This is a genomic window from Bacillus paranthracis (assembly GCF_001883995.1).
GTDB classification, from domain to species: Bacteria; Bacillota; Bacilli; order Bacillales; family Bacillaceae_G; genus Bacillus_A; species Bacillus_A paranthracis.
This window is the reverse complement of the sequence record NZ_MACE01000010.1, coordinates 59,767-78,280: the sequence shown is the minus strand read 5'-3', so window position 1 is coordinate 78,280 and position 18,514 is coordinate 59,767. Positions and strand designations below refer to the sequence as shown.

Annotated in this window: 21 protein-coding genes and 1 other annotated feature; of the genes, 9 read left to right on the top strand and 12 right to left on the bottom strand. The window is 34.7% G+C overall.

Going from position 1 to position 18,514, the window contains the following annotated elements; translation table 11 throughout:
• On the top strand, window positions 1–521 hold a 521-nt coding region (locus tag BAQ46_RS03770), incomplete at its 5' end, for a Gly-Xaa-Xaa repeat protein (protein WP_131801175.1).
• A 195-nt stretch (window positions 522–716) separates the two neighbouring features.
• Window positions 717–1,145 carry a hypothetical protein gene (locus BAQ46_RS03765; RefSeq protein WP_001265559.1) on the top strand — a complete coding sequence of 143 codons (429 nt, stop codon included), beginning with the start codon at window positions 717–719 and terminating at the stop codon, window positions 1,143–1,145.
• A 124-nt stretch (window positions 1,146–1,269) separates the two neighbouring features.
• On the opposite strand, the gene BAQ46_RS03760 is transcribed toward BAQ46_RS03765, so the two are convergent.
• Window positions 1,270–3,312, bottom strand: a complete 2,043-nt coding sequence (locus BAQ46_RS03760) for a transglycosylase domain-containing protein (protein WP_000769282.1) — start codon at window positions 3,310–3,312, stop codon at window positions 1,270–1,272.
• A 312-nt stretch (window positions 3,313–3,624) separates the two neighbouring features.
• Between BAQ46_RS03760 and BAQ46_RS03755 the strand changes: the two genes are divergently transcribed.
• The 3 genes from BAQ46_RS03755 (at window position 3,625) to BAQ46_RS03745 (ending at window position 6,173) form a co-directional block, all read left to right on the top strand.
• Window positions 3,625–4,245, top strand: coding sequence for a DUF47 domain-containing protein (locus BAQ46_RS03755; protein WP_000231448.1), 621 nt, complete (start codon window positions 3,625–3,627; stop codon window positions 4,243–4,245).
• Window positions 4,246–4,256: 11 nt separating this feature from the next.
• The gene (locus tag BAQ46_RS03750) at window positions 4,257–5,255 is read left to right on the top strand and encodes an inorganic phosphate transporter (RefSeq protein ID WP_000380271.1); all 999 of its coding nucleotides are present in this window, start codon (window positions 4,257–4,259) and stop codon (window positions 5,253–5,255) included.
• 117 nt (window positions 5,256–5,372) lie between these two features.
• Window positions 5,373–6,173, top strand: coding sequence for a sulfite exporter TauE/SafE family protein (locus BAQ46_RS03745; RefSeq protein WP_000455758.1), 801 nt, complete (start codon window positions 5,373–5,375; stop codon window positions 6,171–6,173).
• A gap of 293 nt (window positions 6,174–6,466) precedes the next feature.
• Here the strand turns inward: BAQ46_RS03745 and BAQ46_RS03740 are convergent, their stop codons facing one another.
• Window positions 6,467–6,694: a hypothetical protein gene (locus BAQ46_RS03740; RefSeq protein ID WP_000882907.1), complete on the bottom strand. Its 228-nt coding sequence runs from the start codon at window positions 6,692–6,694 to the stop codon at window positions 6,467–6,469.
• 169 nt (window positions 6,695–6,863) lie between these two features.
• Here BAQ46_RS03740 and BAQ46_RS03735 point away from each other — a divergent pair, with 169 nt between their 5' ends.
• Window positions 6,864–7,376 (top strand): Crp/Fnr family transcriptional regulator, encoded by a 513-nt coding sequence (locus BAQ46_RS03735; protein ID WP_000600590.1) that lies wholly within the window; start codon window positions 6,864–6,866, stop codon window positions 7,374–7,376.
• A gap of 32 nt (window positions 7,377–7,408) precedes the next feature.
• On the opposite strand, the gene hmpA is transcribed toward BAQ46_RS03735, so the two are convergent.
• The 3 genes from hmpA to BAQ46_RS03720 all read right to left on the bottom strand — a co-directional run bounded on the left by hmpA (window position 7,409) and on the right by BAQ46_RS03720 (window position 10,507).
• On the bottom strand, window positions 7,409–8,617 hold the full coding sequence (gene hmpA, locus BAQ46_RS03730; RefSeq protein ID WP_000947704.1) for an NO-inducible flavohemoprotein: 1,209 nt from the start codon (window positions 8,615–8,617) through the stop codon (window positions 7,409–7,411).
• Window positions 8,618–8,776: 159 nt separating this feature from the next.
• Window positions 8,777–9,295: a hypothetical protein gene (locus tag BAQ46_RS03725; RefSeq protein WP_071741635.1), complete on the bottom strand. Its 519-nt coding sequence runs from the start codon at window positions 9,293–9,295 to the stop codon at window positions 8,777–8,779.
• Window positions 9,296–9,409: 114 nt separating this feature from the next.
• On the bottom strand, window positions 9,410–10,507 hold the full coding sequence (locus BAQ46_RS03720; RefSeq protein WP_071741634.1) for a site-2 protease family protein: 1,098 nt from the start codon (window positions 10,505–10,507) through the stop codon (window positions 9,410–9,412).
• A gap of 151 nt (window positions 10,508–10,658) precedes the next feature.
• Here BAQ46_RS03720 and BAQ46_RS03715 point away from each other — a divergent pair, with 151 nt between their 5' ends.
• Complete coding sequence (locus tag BAQ46_RS03715) at window positions 10,659–10,856, top strand: hypothetical protein (RefSeq protein ID WP_001053353.1); 198 nt, start codon at window positions 10,659–10,661, stop codon at window positions 10,854–10,856.
• Window positions 10,857–10,960: 104 nt separating this feature from the next.
• Here the strand turns inward: BAQ46_RS03715 and BAQ46_RS03710 are convergent, their stop codons facing one another.
• Complete coding sequence (locus BAQ46_RS03710; RefSeq protein WP_000824714.1) at window positions 10,961–11,812, bottom strand: YhfM domain-containing protein; 852 nt, start codon at window positions 11,810–11,812, stop codon at window positions 10,961–10,963.
• Between the two features lie 108 nt (window positions 11,813–11,920).
• Here BAQ46_RS03710 and BAQ46_RS03705 point away from each other — a divergent pair, with 108 nt between their 5' ends.
• Window positions 11,921–12,697, top strand: a complete 777-nt coding sequence (locus tag BAQ46_RS03705; RefSeq protein ID WP_001122122.1) for a class I SAM-dependent methyltransferase — start codon at window positions 11,921–11,923, stop codon at window positions 12,695–12,697.
• 39 nt (window positions 12,698–12,736) lie between these two features.
• Here the strand turns inward: BAQ46_RS03705 and BAQ46_RS03700 are convergent, their stop codons facing one another.
• Window positions 12,737–12,946, bottom strand: coding sequence for a hypothetical protein (locus tag BAQ46_RS03700; protein WP_000880630.1), 210 nt, complete (start codon window positions 12,944–12,946; stop codon window positions 12,737–12,739).
• A gap of 270 nt (window positions 12,947–13,216) precedes the next feature.
• Window positions 13,217–13,475: a binding site (T-box leader), on the top strand.
• Between the two features lie 56 nt (window positions 13,476–13,531).
• On the opposite strand from BAQ46_RS03700, the gene brnQ3 reads away from it, so the two are divergent.
• The gene (brnQ3, locus tag BAQ46_RS03695) at window positions 13,532–14,887 is read left to right on the top strand and encodes a branched-chain amino acid transport system II carrier protein BrnQ3 (RefSeq protein WP_001099164.1); all 1,356 of its coding nucleotides are present in this window, start codon (window positions 13,532–13,534) and stop codon (window positions 14,885–14,887) included.
• Window positions 14,888–14,910: 23 nt separating this feature from the next.
• Here brnQ3 and BAQ46_RS03690 read toward each other — a convergent pair whose 3' ends face one another.
• From BAQ46_RS03690 to BAQ46_RS03670, 5 genes are all read right to left on the bottom strand, one after another.
• On the bottom strand, window positions 14,911–15,180 hold the full coding sequence (locus BAQ46_RS03690; protein WP_001997062.1) for a DUF3992 domain-containing protein: 270 nt from the start codon (window positions 15,178–15,180) through the stop codon (window positions 14,911–14,913).
• A gap of 124 nt (window positions 15,181–15,304) precedes the next feature.
• Window positions 15,305–15,937 (bottom strand): response regulator, encoded by a 633-nt coding sequence (locus tag BAQ46_RS03685; RefSeq protein ID WP_000598709.1) that lies wholly within the window; start codon window positions 15,935–15,937, stop codon window positions 15,305–15,307.
• On the bottom strand, window positions 15,934–16,989 hold the full coding sequence (locus tag BAQ46_RS03680) for a sensor histidine kinase (RefSeq protein ID WP_000744320.1): 1,056 nt from the start codon (window positions 16,987–16,989) through the stop codon (window positions 15,934–15,936). Before BAQ46_RS03680 ends, BAQ46_RS03685 begins: the two co-directional genes overlap by 4 nt.
• Window positions 16,989–17,729: a cell wall-active antibiotics response protein LiaF gene (liaF, locus tag BAQ46_RS03675; RefSeq protein ID WP_000716087.1), complete on the bottom strand. Its 741-nt coding sequence runs from the start codon at window positions 17,727–17,729 to the stop codon at window positions 16,989–16,991. The genes BAQ46_RS03680 and liaF overlap by 1 nt, the downstream gene beginning before the upstream one ends.
• 106 nt (window positions 17,730–17,835) lie before the next feature.
• Window positions 17,836–18,498, bottom strand: coding sequence for a PspA/IM30 family protein (locus tag BAQ46_RS03670; protein ID WP_000814144.1), 663 nt, complete (start codon window positions 18,496–18,498; stop codon window positions 17,836–17,838).
• Window positions 18,499–18,514 lie beyond the last annotated feature (16 nt).

The following is an 18,514-nucleotide window of genomic DNA, read 5'->3' as shown; positions in this document are numbered from 1 at the left end:
GACCTCAAGGTGTTCAAGGGCCTGCGGGGGCTACTGGCGCTACTGGTGCTCAAGGACCTCAAGGCGTTCAAGGGCCTGCAGGGGCTACTGGCGCTACTGGTGCTCAAGGACCAGCGGGTACACCAATTCCTGTAACGATCGCGGCAATCGGAAACTCAAATCCACAAACTATATCACCTGGAACAAACCTTCAATTCAATCAAGTGTTTGAATTAACTAATATCTCTTTCAATGATACTTCAGATACTTTAACGATTTTAGAAACAGGCGTATATGATATTAGTTTCTCAGCGTCTACAACTTTCCCAGGGTCTTCACCATTTGGATTCGGTATTTCATTCAATGGTCAACCACCTACTCGTAATTTCTCAACTAACGTTATCGGTAGTGCTGTTTCTTTCTCTACAATTGTTACTTTACAAGCTGGTACAACGATTGCTATACAGCCTACAGCAAACACTATTTCTATTCCTAACACAGGCGATACAACCGCAACACTATCTGTATTCCGAATTTACTAATTTTCGCTTAAAAAGTATATTTATAATAATATGTATCGTTTAACCGTGCATTAAATCTCTCTTTATATAGAAAGGAGCACTTATTTGGGAGGATAAGTGCTCCTTCTTTACGTTTCTTTACCTCAAATTTACTCTATCTTAATCCTTATTTTGTATGATAAATAGTGAAGTCAAAGATATGAAAGAGGGATGAAAATGAGAGTTATGTCACTAATACGTATTTGGTTTGCACTTATGGTATGCATTATTTTATGTGTAGGATTTTTCTTAACTCTAAAATATTCCACTATATCAAAAGCAGAGAAAAAAACTACTCCATACAAACTTCTATATACGAAACAAAGTAACATCCCTTATTCCAACGCCACAAAGAATGAAAAAAAAGTTATAAAAGGAATGCTTATTACGAAAGCTTCTAGTTCCGAGGCGTTGCTCCAGATTGCTGAAACGATTAAAAATCAGTATACAAATAAAAAAATCGATGAAATTACACTTTCTATCCACAATGAAAATAACGGTAATTACGAAGAAGAATTACCTTACGAACCTATTAGTAAAGGCAAAATAATCGTAACATACGATTCCGAATCCTTTGGCAGTACGAATATTGTACTTAACGAGTAATCTCATGTATCTCAACGGATATGGATTAATAGCTAATTAAGATAGACAAAAATCTCTACCGATTAAAATTTTATTTTGTTTTCATACAAAATAAGAGGCGAATTTTTTTATTCGCCTCTTTCTTTTACCAAAATGAAGGAATCCATTCTTTCACTTTATCAAGCCACTCTTGTTGCTCTTGTTTTCGTTGTTGTTCCTCTTCTTTCCTTCTCTTCTCTTCTTCTTTTCTTCGTTTTTCCTCTTCTATTGTAGTCAATTGTTTTTTATAATCAGCCTCAGATATGAGCGATAACTGGAATGCTTTTTGAGCTGGATTTGCGTTCGCTTTTTTCATAATATCCCGGAACATTGTCGTCGTAATTTGACTACCACCCGGAACATAATGATCGCTATCGGTTTTATCATATCCTACCCAAATCGCACCTACTAAATCTGGTGTGTATCCAACAAACCATGAGTCCTTTGCACCGGTGCTCGGGCCATTTACAATTTGAGTAGTTCCTGTCTTACCTGCCGTATCAACATTAGTAACTTTTGCCTTTTCGCCCGTTCCCTTTTCGACAACACCTTTTAATAAATATGTCATTTTTTGAGAAACTTTCTCACTCGTCACTCGTGTCTCTTTCTTATACCACTTTCCAAGCGTTTCACCTTCAGCATTTTGTATCTCCCTAATTGCATGAGCTTCCACTTGGACTCCGTCATTTGCAAATGTACTGTATGCTTGAGCCATTACAAATGGAGATGTCCCCACATGCATACCGCCTAAAGCAATAGGATACGTACGATCTTCCGGCACTAATGGAATACCAAATCGCTCTAAAGATTTCAATCCTTTATCTAATCCAATTTGTTCTAATAGCCACACAGCTGAAACATTATACGACTTTGCTACGGCTTCATACATTGTCACATCACCGTGAAAAGTATGATCGCTATTTTGTGGTTTATATTCTTTAATGTTAAATGGTTCATCTTTTAATATATCGTATACTTCATATCCTTGTTCTAACGCTGGTACATATACAGCCAAAGGTTTTAACGTTGAGCCCGGTTGTCTTTTTAATTGGGTTGCATGGTTAAACTGTAAAAACTGATACGGCCCTCTGCCTCCAACTAAAGCTGGTATACCACCTGTTTTGGGATTCATAAGAACTACACCCGTTTGCATGAGTTGGTCTGAGCCACTATCTTTGAAATAACTATCATTATTCACAACGTCTTCTACGGCCTGTTGTTTTTTCGGGTCAAGCTCTGTATAAATACGATAACCACCTGCTAAAATTTCATTTTGTGTTAATTCGTACTTGTCCATCGCCTCTCTAACAATATAGTCTACATATTGAGAGTATTTTCCCTTGTATTTATCATCAACGCCACGTTTTAACACAAGTCCACTCTCTTTTTCTTTATTATACTGTTCGTCCGAAATATACCCTTGCTCTTTCATTAAACTTAATACGACATTACGTCTTTCAATTGACTTGTTAAAGTTTTTATAAGGTGAATACGCAGATGGTGCTTTAATCAAGCCCGCAATCGTTGCTGCTTCTGAAATTGTTAAATCTTTTACATCTTTATCAAAATAAGATTTAGCTGCTCTTTTTATACCCCAAGCACCTTCACCAAAATAAATTTGGTTCATATACATTTCAATGATTTCATCTTTCGTATACGTACGCTCTATTTTTTTTGTTAAAAAATATTCCTTAATTTTTCGAGAGTATGTGCGGTCTTGTGTCAGAAATACATTTTTCGCAAGTTGTTGTGTAATTGTACTTCCCCCTGCTACAACTTCTCCTGCTGTAATATTTTTAAAAACTGCACTTATAATTCCACTATAGTAAATCCCGTGATGGTTAAAAAATTCCTTATCTTCTACTGCAACAATGGCCTGAACCATAATATCAGGAATATCTTTCTTTTTTACGCCTTCTGTTTTAGAAGAAGCTAATTTAGTCGCAACTTCATTATTTGCATCATAAATTAAGGTCGGCTGCGGAACAGCTTGCTTTAATTCAGATATGTCTTGAATAGAAATTATTATATTTATAGCAATAAATAGAGTAGCGAGCAAACTTCCTAATACAATTAATGAATTACGAAGCTTCTTCCTCTTGTTGAACCACTCCTGCATTTTTTTTAAGTGAGTGTTCTTCAATTTCATTCGTTCACTTCCTTCGTTTGTTTACACTCTTCTTTTCAAAAGGAAGAATATACCTCCTTTTAAATTTATTATAATAACGTAGTCTTTCCTGTAGTGTAAAGCTTTTCTTTCACATTCATACTTTTTGCAAGAAAAGGACATTCTACAAGTAAGATATTCAATATTGATTATTAATATTATTAATACAACAATAAGAGTTATGTTAAGTTTTTGTAAACTTTTCGATAAAATGTTTTAAAAAACGACAGTTTTTTGTTAGAATTGACTAGCCAATATATTTTACATATATTACTTTTGTGGGGGTAACTAATAATGGTCTTTAAATCAAAAAAAGATAAATTTTCTGAAATGTTAATGAATGTTTCCGAAAATTTAAAAGAAGGCGCGCAGTTTTTCGTGGAGTATAAAATTAAAAATGCTAGCGATTTAAAAGAGTTTTCTATGCGCATGAAAGAGTATGAGTCAAAAGGTGACTCATTTATTCACGAAATCATTATGGAGCTAAATAAAGCGTTTATTACTCCTATTGAACGTGAGGACATCCTACAGCTTGCAATGAGTATGGATGATGTATTAGACGGATTAGATCATAGTGCTGGTCTATTCGAAATGTATTCTATTACAGAAGCTGATGAATACATGATTAAATTCGTAGAAGCAATTAATCAATGTGCGATTGAAATTGCAAACTCTGTTGAATTAATGTCTAACAAAAAATTAGTCGACATTCGTACAAATGCGATTAAGATTAAAGATTATGAATCACAATGTGATGATATTCGCCGTCACGCGATTAAGCACTTATTCTCTCGTGAAAAAGATCCAATTAAGATCATTCAATACAAAGAGATTTACGAAGAGCTTGAAGAAGTAGCGGATAGCTGCCAAAGCGTTGCAAACGTATTAGAAACAATTATTATGAAGAACGCGTAAGGAGTTTGATCATGGATACACTCTTGATACTGACCGTTTTAGTAGTCATTTGCGCTTTAGCTTTTGACTTTATTAATGGATTTCACGATACAGCAAACGCTATTGCAACGGCTGTTTCAACGAAAGCTCTAAAGCCTAGACATGCAATTATTATGGCAGCTATTATGAACTTTTTAGGTGCGATGACATTTACAGGTGTAGCAAAAACGATTACAAAAGATATCGTTGATCCGTTCGCTTTACAAAATGGTTCTCTTGTAATTTTAGCCGCTTTACTTGCAGCAATAGCATGGAATTTGATTACTTGGTACTACGGTATTCCAAGTAGTTCTTCGCATGCAATCATTGGCTCCATCGCAGGTGCAGCTATCGCTGCTGCTGGTTTTAGTTCATTAAACTTTAAAGGATTCATAAAAATTATTGAAGCTTTAATCATTTCACCAATTATCGCATTTGTTATTGGTTATATCGTATACAGTATTTTTAAAGTCGTCTTTAAAAACTTTAATTTAACGAAGACGAACAAAAACTTCCGTATATTCCAGATTTTCACTGCTGCATTACAAGCTTATACACATGGTACGAATGATGCGCAAAAAGCAATGGGAATTATTACAATGGCTCTTATGGCGAATAGTTATCATACTTCTAGCGACATCCCGTTCTGGGTACAATTATCTTGTGCCATTGCAATGGGTCTTGGTACTTCTGTCGGCGGATGGAAAATTATTAAAACTGTCGGTGGACAAATTATGAAAATTCGTCCTGTAAATGGTGTAGCTGCTGATTTATCATCATCTCTTGTTATTTTCGGGGCAACATTCATTCACTTACCAGTTAGTACGACGCACGTTATCTCCTCTTCTATTTTAGGGGTTGGTGCTTCTCATCGTGTAAAAGGTGTAAAATGGGGAACTGCAAAACGCATGTTAATTACTTGGGTTATCACACTTCCTATTTCAGCTTCATTAGCTGCTTTATTTTATTCTTTATTACACTTAATCTTTTAATTAAAAGTCGTCTTCCTTATTTTTCTAGGAAGACGACTTTTTTGTGAACAAAGCTTTTTCTCATGAAAAAGCGTGTATAATAATTGGTGGATAAGTTATATAGAGGAGTTGGCAATTTTGGAATACATCATGTTACTTTTCATCGGGCTAATCGCCGGGACAGTCGGGAGTCTAGTCGGACTTGGCGGCGGAATTATTATTGTTCCGTTATTAATCGGATTACATAGCCTGTCACCACAACTTGCAGTAGGAACTTCAATGGTAACAGTCGTTTTTACGGGACTATCTTCCACCCTTACTTATATGAAGCATAAACGAGTAGATTACAAAAGTGGACTTATTTTATTTATCGGGAGTGGCCCTGGTGGTATCATCGGCTCGTGGGCGAATAAATTTTTAAACCAAGATACATTTTCTTTATATTTTGGGATTTTTCTTATTTTTGTCTCCATTCTTCTTATGTTACGAGACAAATTAAAACCCCTTTCTTTATCAAATATGACTGTAATCAAGCGCTCTTTTACAGATAACGAAGGAAACACTGTACACTATCAATTCCCACCGCTTCTCGCTATCTTTATCGCCTTTATAGTTGGTTTTATATCTGGATTATTTGGAATTGGTGGCGGTGCTTTACTTGTTCCAGCAATGATGCTACTTTTTGCATTCCCAGCACATATTGCTGTAGCAACTTCGATGTTTATCGTATTTCTATCAGCAATTGTAAGTTCTGCAACTCACATCTCCCTTGGAAATGTCAGCTGGATTTACGCATTAATTCTTATTCCTGGTGCATGGATTGGTGGAAAAATCGGGGCATATATTAATACAAAATTAAGCGGTAACGCCGTAATTAATTTATTGCGTATCACATTAATTATTCTTGGGACTAGATTAATCATTACTTCTTTTTTATAACGCGTTCTTTTTAGAATGCGTTTTTTTTATACACATGAATATAAAAATCCTCCTAAGAGAACAAATAAAATTAGACAAACACATAATAACATGTAATTGGAAATATGTACTTTCTTCACGTTGACCACTCCTATGACTGCGACTGTTATCTTTATGATAGCGAAAAAATAATTCAGTTGCAGTTACAAAGTGCTAACAATGCAAAATCATTTATTACAAATTTTATCCTTATATTTCATTTCTTTGTATATTCTATCGGTTTAATAAAAAAAGATGTCATATTGACATCTTTTTTAATGAAGAAGTGACCATCCCATAAAATCTTCATGTACTTGGCACGCCCTCTTATCGTTTCGATCATATAATTCAGCATAACTATCTGTTTCTTCATCATAAGCCATCGTATAAATAATTTGGCCGTCTACTTCAACGGATAACACGACTCCACCTTTCATCTCTTCTACATGAATGATGGCATTCGCTGGAATTCTCATATCCGTCATTTTTATCGCATCTAACAATATACTAAACCCCCTACAGCGTATTCATTGCTAGTACTATTACACACTAAATAGTATACTACTGTAATAGCATATATTTCGTCAATGAAATTGCTGTTGTAAAGTATATTATCTTTATACATATACGCTAAAATAAAAGAAATAGAGATGTTTAAATGGGGGGCTAACATTGATTTTACACAAAGGAGATGTACTATTCCGTCAAGGTGAGGACGGTCCTTTATATTTTATAAAAACAGGTTTATTAAAAGTAGTAAGGTTAGAAGAAAATGGAACACCATTTCTATTCAATATTATCGTTCCAGGAGAAACGATACCTCACCATTCTTTAATTTCACCGAAGGAATATCACGGTACAGCAATCGCTTTAATGAAAACAGAAGTTGAACCTATAATGAGTAATGAATGGTATGATCAACTTCAAGCGGATCCTGCATCATATGCAAATATCGCTATGCAATTACAGTCAAAATTAAGAATGATGCAGCAACGTATCGACCAATTGACGACCGTCTCTCCGAAAGAACGCCTTCATCGCTTACAAGAATGGTTCACACTATATTTAGGTGACATTCCTATATATGAAATATTAACGCAAACTGAAATTGGTCAACTGATCGGTATACGCCGTGAAACAGTAAATCGACTATTACGAGAACAAATAAAAAACGAGGTAAAATAACACCTCGTTTTTTTTGCTTCTTAAAGCTCAATTTATTGTAAACTTGCTGCTGGACCGAAAAATTCATAATGAATATGTTCTTGTTTCACACCTAAATCAGTTAGTACAGCATTTATATGTTTCATAAATGGTATTGGACCACAGAAATAAAACTCTGCTTCAGTTGTCGGAATAATAGTTTGTAACCATTCTCTTTCAACAAAACCTTCTTTATCAAAGTTCTTCATTTCTAAATCTTTTTCAGTTGGTGCAGAATAACAAGTATATGCTTTAACTTGTTCATATTCATTATCTACTGCCTCAACGTGTTCTTTCATTGCATGTGTATTACTATTTATCGCTGCATGAACAAAACATACATTACGTTTTGAATCTTGTTCAATTAACGTATTTAGCATACTCATCATTGGTGTAATACCTACTCCACCACTAATTAAGACAACTGGTAAAGTTGAATCCATATTTAATACGAAATCTCCTGCTGGTGCACTTACTGGTAACATATCGCCTTCTTTTACATGATCATGTAAGTAATTAGATACTTTACCATCCGGCGTATCTATACCTTTTTCTTTCTTTACACTAATACGATAATATTCTTTTCCAGGAGCATCTGATAAGCTATATTGACGATTATGTGTATATGTTTCACCTTCGATATTTATTTGAACCGTTACATATTGTCCTGGGATGAATGAAGAAACTTTCCCTCCATCTTCAGGTTTTAAATAAAATGACGTAATAACATCGCTTTCCTTCACTTTTTTAACAACTACAAAGTTACGGAAATCTTTCCATCCACCTTCTTTATGTGCCGCTTCTTCATACATCTCTGCTTCAATGCTAATGAATGCATCAGCAATGACACCATACGCTTCTCCCCATGCGTTTAATACTTCATCAGGTGCACCCGCGACCTCTTTAATTGCACGTAATAAACATGTACCTACAATCGGATAATGCTCTGCTTTAATACCTAAACTTCTATGCTTATGACCAATTTGTTTTACAACTGGAATAATAGCTTCTAAATTATCAATGTACGTTGCAGCTGCATAAACAGCATTCGCTAACGCTTGTTGTTGTCTTCCCTTTTTCTGATTTGTATGGTTGAAAATATTCAATAACTCCGGATGTTCCGAAAATAAAATTTCATAAAATCTCGTTGTAATTTCAACGCCTTTTTCCTGTAATAATGGTACTGTTGACTTTACGATTTCAATTGTTTTTTCACTTAACATTGTATCCCACTCCTCTATTTCCTTAACTGTTTTTAGTTTAACTGAATTGTATAATACAGATTGTGATTTTAATCACTATTAACACGGTGTTTTTGTGAAAAATATATGAACATTGAACTTACAAAATAAAATAAGCCAACTAGAATGCTAGCTCGCTTATTATTTAGACTGTATCGCTTGTTCAATTACCCTTATATCTTTCCCATCTCCAACTTCTGTATACCCCCAGATGTTCGTTTCACCCCTATATTTATTTACAATAATGTCTAAGTCATGGTATACGCGATGTGCATACACTACATACTCAATATTTTGGAGCTCCACACCTTTTTTTACAATTTCATAGCTTCTATTTACATCACGTTTTATTTTTTCATTCTTTATGTCTGTATGTATATTTTTTAACGATAATTCTTGTTGTTGAAACCATTGTTTAAATTGGTTCCAGTCCCCTTCTGTATAATTCTCTGCTTTGCCATAATTTAAGAAATTATTATAACTTTCATGTGTCATACGAATAAAATCTAGTACTTTTGTCTCTTCTTGCACATCTTCTATTTCAGCTGTTGTACTTACCTCAGCGGGCTTATTCGCATAATGTAATAATACTTTCATAAGACTATAGCTCGCAATGATCATTACGATAATAATCACGAATACATTTAACAATTTCTTCATATACAGAACTCCTTCTCTACTAAAGATATTACAATGTATGACTATACTTGTAACATTCTCTCGTAGAAATATAATTCCTGTATAAATTCTTCCTATCATTTCGACAATATTCTTTTATACATTTCTCGTTGGCAAATGTTCTTGTAAAACAATATATCCTTCATAAGCTGCGTAGCCAAGTATAGCCATTAATCCGATATAACAAGCAAATACCGTCCATTTCGTTTTTGTATCCACTTTATAGTAGTTTTCCTGTTGTCTCTTTTCCGCATCCCATTCCTCTAATTTTCTTTCTGACATTTCAAATGCTTCTCTTATATGGATGGTATGTGTTTCTTTTTCATCTTCATACGGGACGTAATCCAGTGGCTCAAACTTCGGTAACAAATACTCTAACACTTCAATCTTTTGAAATTCTCCTGTTTTTAATTCTTTCTCTCTTTCTTTTTGCCTTAATACATTTATTTCATGTTGCATCATATATATATTTCGATGCACAGCACCAGTTTCTTTTAACTCCTCTTCAAGCCTTGCAACATATTCTTTCATTCCATCAATTTTATATCCTAATTCCTTAATTGGCTCATCTCTTTTTATTACTCTATACAATTCCATACAGCCGATAATAACAATAAATCCTCCCAAAATACTTTTAAAATAAATTGAATACCCAAGTAATAAAACAAGCCCCGCTCCCCAAATTTTCGTACTTACAACTGAAATAATCCGTCCCCCGTCTAACGGAGAAACCGGAATTAAATTAAAGAAATTAATCATACTTCCGAGTAAAATAATGAGCGCCCAAAACGGCTCTTTCGTTATCATATAAAGTGGAATAGCCGGTAAAAATGAAAGTAATCCGAAAAGAGGTCCCATATAGGCAATATATGCTTCATCTTTTGCATTTTTAGGCATCTCTTTCATTCCAATAAGAGCGCCCATAAATGGAATAAATATTGCTGGCGATGTTGGTATACCTTTTCTTTTCGCAGCCCATAAATGGCCCATTTCATGAATAAACAACAAATAAATGAGCGCTACCCCAAATTTCCAACCATATATAACCGCGTACGCACCAAGTGATAGAAACATACTAAATACCGTTGAAAACTTTGCTAATTTAAAAATTGCAAATACCCACTTTAACTTAGAAAGTAAAAATAGCCCTATTGCAACAAGAATTCCCCATAATCCTTTTTTATTATTTTTCATATTCCTCTCCTTTATCTTTCATTAATGAATCATATACATTCATCAAAGCTTGTTCTTTTCTCTATTATGACATATTTTTTTCTATTGTTAGAAATAATGTTTATATAATCCATTTTTAGCCAAAAATATAAATAAAAGGAGGTGCACACAATTGAATTTACAATCTCTCATAATAGGCGCTCTATCGTTTTTAGCTTCAACTCTTATTTTTTATACTGTTAGTTACGTATTATTATTAGATTTGTTGCCCAATCACGTATTTATTGCCCTTATCATCCTTTCCGCTCTTATGATTTCTTTCCTTATTACACGAAAATCAATGAATGAGCCATCTGCAAAAGCAAAGTAATAGAGAGGGGCGTCCCCTCTCTATTATCATTTCCTAGGAAAGTACATATAAAATTGACAAATTTTTATTCATCCCAATCCGTAAGGACTAAATAAAGATTCACTTTACCTTTGTAAATTCATTTTTTCACCATACTCTTTAACAATTTGAATAATATTTTGAAAAACACCTATTTTTTCTTGTTTACTATTTAATATTTTTAAATCATAATTTTCATAATATGTTTCTAATGACTTTAATTGTGATTCTGAAGCACCTTGTACCGGAACAGTAGCATGCAATTCATACTGTTTATATCCTTCCTTTACCTTTTCTCCTAAGATTTTTTCACTCTCTTTTGCTCCAATTAATTTTTGAACTTTTTCTGGAAAAATAACCTGCAAATAGTATTTTTGTTCCTTCTCTAACTTGTTGTATAGTGATTGTGAAATCGTATACCGTACTGTATAATTCACTTTTTGATCGCCCGCTTTAATATGAAACGCGGTAATCTGCAAATCTTTTTTCGTTACTTCCGTTAAAGGACCGACTTGTATCTCATCTTCTTTTTGTTCTGATACATTTGGAAATATAGCCAAAAGCTTTTCTGTATCTTTTTTATTCAGCATATACATAGCTTTCTTATGTTGTATCCATCCTCGTCTATCCTCTCCTCTTAGCCATGCATAATATGTTTCCTTTTTCCCATCTCTACTAATTTGTATTTCATATTCAGGTTCACCGAAGCTACCTGTTATTTCTTGTTTTTCAGCTTTATCTATAATGTCTATTACTACATTAGCTTCAGATTCCTGTAACTTTTTCTCTTTATCTTTTTTTTGTATAACGGTTACCTCTATTGTTTCTTTCACTTCATTCACCGTCTCTTCCACTTTTTTTGTTTCTTTTTTTTGCTCAACTTGACTACAAGATGCTAGTAACATAGCAAATAACAACAATACATATTTCCTTTTCAACTGAATCCTCCTTTTACAATAAGAAATTCTTATAATCTTCATATAAAAAACAAAAACGTGACACACTATAAAATACGCTATACTAAGCATTGAAAGGAGGTCTTTTTCATGCCCATTAATTTTCACGATGCAAATAATAAATACACATACGCACAGCGAAACGCCCATATTTCTTGGAGAGAAATGATAAAAAATATTACAGACATACAAAACAAACGAATAATTGATATCGGCTGTGGTGGCGGGATTTATACGAAAGAACTTGCTCTTATGGGAGCAAAAAGTGTTGTTGGGCTTGATTTTTCAAAAGAAATATTACAAGCTGCAAAAGAAAACTGTAGTGGATTTTCAAATATTTCATTCATTCACGGTGATGCACATAGTACTCCATATCCTAACGATACATTCGACATTGTTATTTCGCGTGCGGTTATTCATCATTTGCAAGACATTCCTACATTTCTACGTGAAGCTTCTCGTATATTAAAGAAAAACGGTGTACTTATTGTACAAGACCGAACCATTGAAGATTGTACAATTCCTGGAAGCCCTGAACACATTCGTGGATATTTTTTCTCTATATTTCCGAAACTTATCGAAATAGAATCAAAAAGACGACCAAAAACCACCACGATACAACAAGAATTACAAAAATATTTTCTTCACGTGTTCCCCACTCAAACACAATGGGAAGTACGAAAAATACATGAGTCTGTCGAAGCATTATTGCAAGATTTATCCCCCCGAACAGGTCGATCCATTCTATACGAATTAACAGATTATGAACTTTCTCAACTTCTACAACAAGTACAGACTGCCTTACAAAACGTTTCTCCTATTATCGAAAGGGATAGGTGGACCATTTGGAGCGCCATGAAGTTGTAAGGAAGGAAGCCTCACAAAATAATGTGAGGCTTCCTTCTTTCATAATCTAATTTTGCAACACTCTTGATACCCTCCACTTCTGGCCTGTGCACTTCCACACTTCGGACATACTAAATATCTAGACTGATTTGTCAACAAACTACCTTTTTGAAAGAGTAAAACTTCTGCTTGTTTAAACGAACGCGAATAATATAACCACATAAAACCAATTATAGCAATAATGCCAAATAATACTCCCATCGCAAGCATTCCAGTCACCTCTTTTGGTTTGTTCTTTCCAGCAAGTGGATTGTTGTATTATTCTCTGTAAATTCAAATAATCCCTTCTTTACTCCTATAAATATCAACTTTCTCCGCAAACTTTACAATTCTCTACAAATTTTTACTCCCAATTTACATCCCCCTTTACCTCAAAAAAAGAATATTACCTCAAATAATTCCGCATATAAATATATCTTTTTCAAAAAAATATTGACTTTCAAAAAAAAACATGTAACAATACTGTCAGAATACTTGAATAAAAATTCATTGACGAGAACGAGTACGTTATAGGACTGTCCCCCAGAGAGTTGGCGATTTGCTGAAAGCCAACGTTCAGTGCATAACCGAAAATCATCTCCGAGAAGTAGAACCGAATGTTATAGTAAGTTCTTACCGGCTGTCCCCCGTTACAAGGAACACGTATCATGTTGTACGTTGTAAAGCCGTATACATATAGACTCATTTCTACATGTATAAATTAGGGTGGTATCGCGGGTAAATATAACTCGTCCCTTTCTTTAGGGACGAGTTTTTTGTGTTCTTACAAATGAATGTAAAAAAGGAGGAAAAACAATGAACACTGTATCAAAAAAACATATTTTTTTCACGGGTCTTATGCTATTTTCTTTATTTTTTGGGGCAGGTAATTTAATTTTCCCTCCCATGCTTGGACAAAATGCAGGTGAAAACTTTTGGCCGGCAATGATTGGATTTTTACTAACAGGAGTCGGTTTACCACTACTAACTGTTATCGCAATTTCTCTATCAGGAAATGGTATGCAACAACTTGCAAGTCATGTTCACCCATTATTCGGAATATTCTTTACGGTAGTTGTATACATTGCCATTGGTCCTTCTATGGGTATTCCACGCGTTGCAAATGTCGCTTATGAAATGGGTGTAAGTTCTTTCTTACCAGAAACAATCCGTTCTAGCAGCCTAGTGCTATTTGTATATACAATCATATTCTTTGCTATCGTATATTGGCTGAGCTTGAATCCATCTAAACTTGTAGATCGCATTGGAAATATATTAACACCTATTTTATTACTCTCTATTTTCTTATTGTTTGTTAAAAGTGTATTTACACCACTCGGGCAATCAGGACCAGCGATGCAAGAGTATCAAACTTCCCCGATTTTCAAAGGATTTATGGAAGGATACTTAACGATGGATACCATTTCAGCACTTGCATTTGGAATTATCGTTGTAAATGCTATTCGCTCTAAAGGTGTGAATGATCGTAAATCCATTGCCATCGCAACAGCAAAAGCAGGACTTATTGCCGCTACTGGTCTCGTACTTGTATATGGTGCGCTTGGCTGGCTCGGTACAACTAGCGTCTCGCTCGGATATGCAAAAAATGGCGGACAGTTACTTACTGTTATCGTACAACAATTATTCGGTCCATACGGCTTACTTCTACTAGCTCTAATCGTTACACTCGCTTGCTTAACGACATGTGTTGGACTCGTATCTGCATGTAGTCAATATTTCTCAACATTATTGACTAAATTTTCATACAAAACATTCGCAAGTATCATTTGTGCTTTAGGGTTACTAGTTGCTAACTTAGGTTTAACAAAAATCATTGCCATCTCTGTTCCAATTCTACTCGTTGTATATCCAATTGCAATCGTACTTGTTCTACTATCGTTACTTCATAAATATTTTGGTGGATATCGTTCTGTTTATGTAGGTGCTTTAATTGGAGCAGCTATAGTGAGCGTATTTGATGGATTAAAACAAGGGGGTATTTCAGTTTCATTTATCACATCATATTTTGAATTTATCCCTTTATATAATGAAGGCATAGGCTGGCTAGTACCTGCATTAGCTGGAGCTCTTATTGGCCTTGCAATCGCTAAGCTAAGTGGCGCGAAAAAAGTTCCCTTACTAACCGAATCTTGTGAAGTAAAAGCATCCTAAAAAAACTCCCAAAAGGGAGTTTTTTACTTTTGATAAGCAGTATGATTAAAACTGCTTATTTTATACGCTTTCGTATAATAGTCAATATTTGTATCCACTGTTTCTACTTTGACAACATCGTAGCACTCTTCTTGCTTTATTAAAAATAAATAGTACTCTTCTGTCGCCTCAACAATTGCAATTTTATCTGTTTCAACATTATATTGTTCACAAAGCGCTTGTAATGCGTTCACATAATCCCCTAATTTTTTTGATTTATCCATGCCAAATATCGTTTGAACTAGCATATACATTCTCCCCTTTGTATGTACTGTTAACAACTAAATGATAACGCTTACATTCATTAGCGTCAATAAAAAGATTTTGTACAAACTAATAACCAGTGGGGACCACCCCACTGGTTAAAATTTCACTTTCTCATTTCGTCAATTGATGTCGAAACGCATAAATAACTGCCTGTGTCCGGTCACTTACATTTAGCTTATTTAATATATTGCTCACATGTGTCTTTACTGTTTTGAGGGCAATAAACAACTCGTCTGCAATCTCTTGATTACTTTTCCCCTCTGCAATTAATAACAAAATTTCAGACTCTCTTTCTGTTAACTCCTCATGCAAAGGTTGTTCTTTCTTCTGACGCATACGAGACATCATTTTACCAGTAACTTTCGGCTCTAATACCGTTTCTCCATCATAAGTAGCTCGTACAGCGTCTGCTATATCACTCGCTCTTGATGTTTTTAATAAATAACTTGTCGCTCCAGCCTCAATAACAGGATACAATTTCTCATCATCTAAAAAACTCGTTACAACTACAATTTTTGCTTCTGGCCATTCTTGAATAATAGCACGTGTTGCTTCAACACCATCCATCTCATCCATGACAAGGTCCATCAAAATAATATCCGGCCTTAATTGCAAAGCTAACTCTGAACCTTTTCTTCCATTTTCAGCTTCTCCAACTACTTCAATATCTGGCTGCGTTGATAAATATGCTGATACACCCATTCGAACCATTTCATGATCATCCACTAGTAATACTTTAATCATGATTCTCCCCCCCTCTCAATCATAATCGGTACTTTTACTTCTATTTGTGTACCTTTATTCGGAAAACTAAGTACCTTTAATGTCCCACCAATTTCATGAACACGCTCTTGTATTGACCTTAATCCGTAAGAACCAGCCTTATTCACTCCTACTTTAAAACCTACACCATCATCAATAATTTTCAATATTGCATATTGATCAATTTTTCGAAGACGCACTTCCGTTTTCTTTGCCTTCGCATGACGTAAAGTGTTAGATAGCGCCTCTTGTACAATGCGGAATAAGTGATCTTCTACACCTTTTTTTAATTGAATCGGTTCAATTAACCATTCAATTTTCATATGTTGCTTTCTAGATAGTTCTGTTAATAATTCTTCTATACCTTCTGTTAGTTTCTTACCTTCTAACTGTACTGGGCGTAAATGAAGAAGCAATGCTCTCATCTCTGATTGTGCATTTACAACCATATTTTCAACGAGCTGTAACTGCTTTTTCGTCGTTTCTGGAAATTCAGCTACTTGTTCATTAATAGCCGACATCATCATCGACATTGCAAAAAGCTGCTGACTTACAGAATCATGCAGCTCCCTCGCCAATCGATGCCTTTCTTGGGAAATCGCTTCTTGTCTCATCTCTTCATTCCAATGAGCTCGTTCATTCGTTACTTTTTGAAAGAGTCCAGCTTGCTCCTCTAATCGACGAGCCAGACCGATTACTTTTCGTTCCACTTCATGAAATTCATCATCTGCAGTAAACGAAACATCGCTTGGAAAATTCCCTCGCTCCACTTCAAATAGAAACGTATTTAACCCTTGTATACGCTGCTCTATATAGTAACCGATTGCATATCCTACAATTCCCCCGATAAGTAAACTTGTAGTCATAATAAACAAGCCAATTGGAACAGAAGCGATGGATTCCTTCCATAATAAATCATATACTTGTTGCTCACTTTTCCATACATATACAATTGTACAAATAAGTGCGATACTAACTGAGGACAACATAGAATAACGAATATACATCCACGAAATATTTTTTTGTTTCTTCATTATACTTTCCTCACTTCCGTATCGCCTACGACAAGCGAAGAAATAATTTTAATACGACGAGGAGCCTCTTTATACTGCTCTGTTCTAAATGTAACATTGCGGTTAAACCCTGTTTCCTCATGACCTGGCAAGAGCACACGTCCGACAATAACAGAATGATTTAAAGACAGTTCAATATCATATGGCACATATAAACGAATATTACCAACGACACCCCGAATAACAATTACCGTTTCTCCTTCTGGAATCATGGCAGTTGTTAAATCTATTTCCACATCACAAGCACCATATTGAACATTTATATCCTCAAGTTCATAAATATGATCCATCATTCGTACATTGCCTACAAACATATTTTTCAAATATGGTTCTGTACGATATATTTGCTTCTCTTCGTCTATAATCCCTTTTTCTTTAATTTCAACCTTCATTGCCTTTTGCTTATGTCCTTGTTGAATCAATTGATAACCAATTAAAGCTAAACAAGCAAATACGACAAGAACAAATGCTGCCGATGAAAATAAGAAGAATAAAAATACGATACCACCAATAAATAAAAATACATTTCCCCGTACATAACGATTCTTTTTACGATAATGTCTTCCAAACATAAGCATAATAAATGCAAAAATGAGACCACCTGGTTCAAAATGTCCAAGTATCATATCAAGAAAAAGACCGAATCCAAATATGATGAGGAGCATCCCCATTAATTGTGTCTTTGAAAAATGTTTCTTCATTTCAGCTCCCCCCTTCTTGTCACATATACATAGAAGAAAAGGCATTGCTTTCCAACACCTTTTCTCCTATCACTATATCATAAGCCTGTTTTATAATATACTACTATTATTTTGTTAACTCTTTCGTTAACGATACATCATTCTTTTCTTTCATTTCACGCTCAAGCTTTGCAATCTTCATATCAAATGTATCACGTTCATGCTCCTCGTTCATACGAGTTTCTAAGTCGCGAATATGATCTTCAATTTCTTCAAAGCGTAAGAATGGATTATTTTCATCCATTTTATGCATCGCAGTATTCATACGACGATTTGCATGTGCCATATTTTCACGTGCCATTAATTCCATACGTTTTGCGTGCATTTCTTTTAATTTATTTTTCATTTCAGAAAGACGACGCTCTAACTCATCAATTTGTTCTACAACACCTGTATACATTTCTTCTAATCGAGTTACTTGCCCTTCATAATAAGCTACTTCTTCTAATGCACGCTCATGTAGTTGTAATTCGCCTGCTTCTTGAGCGATGATCGCTTGCTTAGATCTTTTATTCACGAAATAACGTGCTTGCTCAAGCTCACGAGCAAAGTTAGATTTTAATGTTTTATGACGCTGAATTAACTTCTCAATTTTTGTTATTTCACGCTCACTATCACGTAAATATTGGTTTAACATAGCAATTGGATTTTTTCTTTCTTTCTCATCTAACACATTATGAAAATCTGCTAAAATTGCATCGCGTACACGTCCGAATAAAGATTGTTTCATTATAATCTTCCTCTCT

What these genes read in the sequence shown, in the direction of transcription:
- BAQ46_RS03765 (WP_001265559.1), top strand. Translation starts at nt 717, where the DNA reads ATGAGAGTTATGTCACTAATACGTATTTGGTTTGCACTTATGGTATGC.
- BAQ46_RS03760 (WP_000769282.1), bottom strand. Translation starts at nt 3,312, where the DNA reads ATGAAATTGAAGAACACTCACTTAAAAAAAATGCAGGAGTGGTTCAAC.
- BAQ46_RS03755 (WP_000231448.1), top strand. Translation starts at nt 3,625, where the DNA reads ATGGTCTTTAAATCAAAAAAAGATAAATTTTCTGAAATGTTAATGAAT.
- BAQ46_RS03750 (WP_000380271.1), top strand. Translation starts at nt 4,257, where the DNA reads ATGGATACACTCTTGATACTGACCGTTTTAGTAGTCATTTGCGCTTTA.
- hmpA (WP_000947704.1), bottom strand. Translation starts at nt 8,617, where the DNA reads ATGTTAAGTGAAAAAACAATTGAAATCGTAAAGTCAACAGTACCATTA.
- BAQ46_RS03725 (WP_071741635.1), bottom strand. Translation starts at nt 9,295, where the DNA reads ATGAAGAAATTGTTAAATGTATTCGTGATTATTATCGTAATGATCATT.
- BAQ46_RS03720 (WP_071741634.1), bottom strand. Translation starts at nt 10,507, where the DNA reads ATGAAAAATAATAAAAAAGGATTATGGGGAATTCTTGTTGCAATAGGG.
- BAQ46_RS03705 (WP_001122122.1), top strand. Translation starts at nt 11,921, where the DNA reads ATGCCCATTAATTTTCACGATGCAAATAATAAATACACATACGCACAG.
- BAQ46_RS03700 (WP_000880630.1), bottom strand. Translation starts at nt 12,946, where the DNA reads ATGCTTGCGATGGGAGTATTATTTGGCATTATTGCTATAATTGGTTTT.
- brnQ3 (WP_001099164.1), top strand. Translation starts at nt 13,532, where the DNA reads ATGAACACTGTATCAAAAAAACATATTTTTTTCACGGGTCTTATGCTA.
- BAQ46_RS03690 (WP_001997062.1), bottom strand. Translation starts at nt 15,180, where the DNA reads ATGTATATGCTAGTTCAAACGATATTTGGCATGGATAAATCAAAAAAA.
- BAQ46_RS03685 (WP_000598709.1), bottom strand. Translation starts at nt 15,937, where the DNA reads ATGATTAAAGTATTACTAGTGGATGATCATGAAATGGTTCGAATGGGT.
- BAQ46_RS03680 (WP_000744320.1), bottom strand. Translation starts at nt 16,989, where the DNA reads ATGAAGAAACAAAAAAATATTTCGTGGATGTATATTCGTTATTCTATG.
- liaF (WP_000716087.1), bottom strand. Translation starts at nt 17,729, where the DNA reads ATGAAGAAACATTTTTCAAAGACACAATTAATGGGGATGCTCCTCATC.
- BAQ46_RS03670 (WP_000814144.1), bottom strand. Translation starts at nt 18,498, where the DNA reads ATGAAACAATCTTTATTCGGACGTGTACGCGATGCAATTTTAGCAGAT.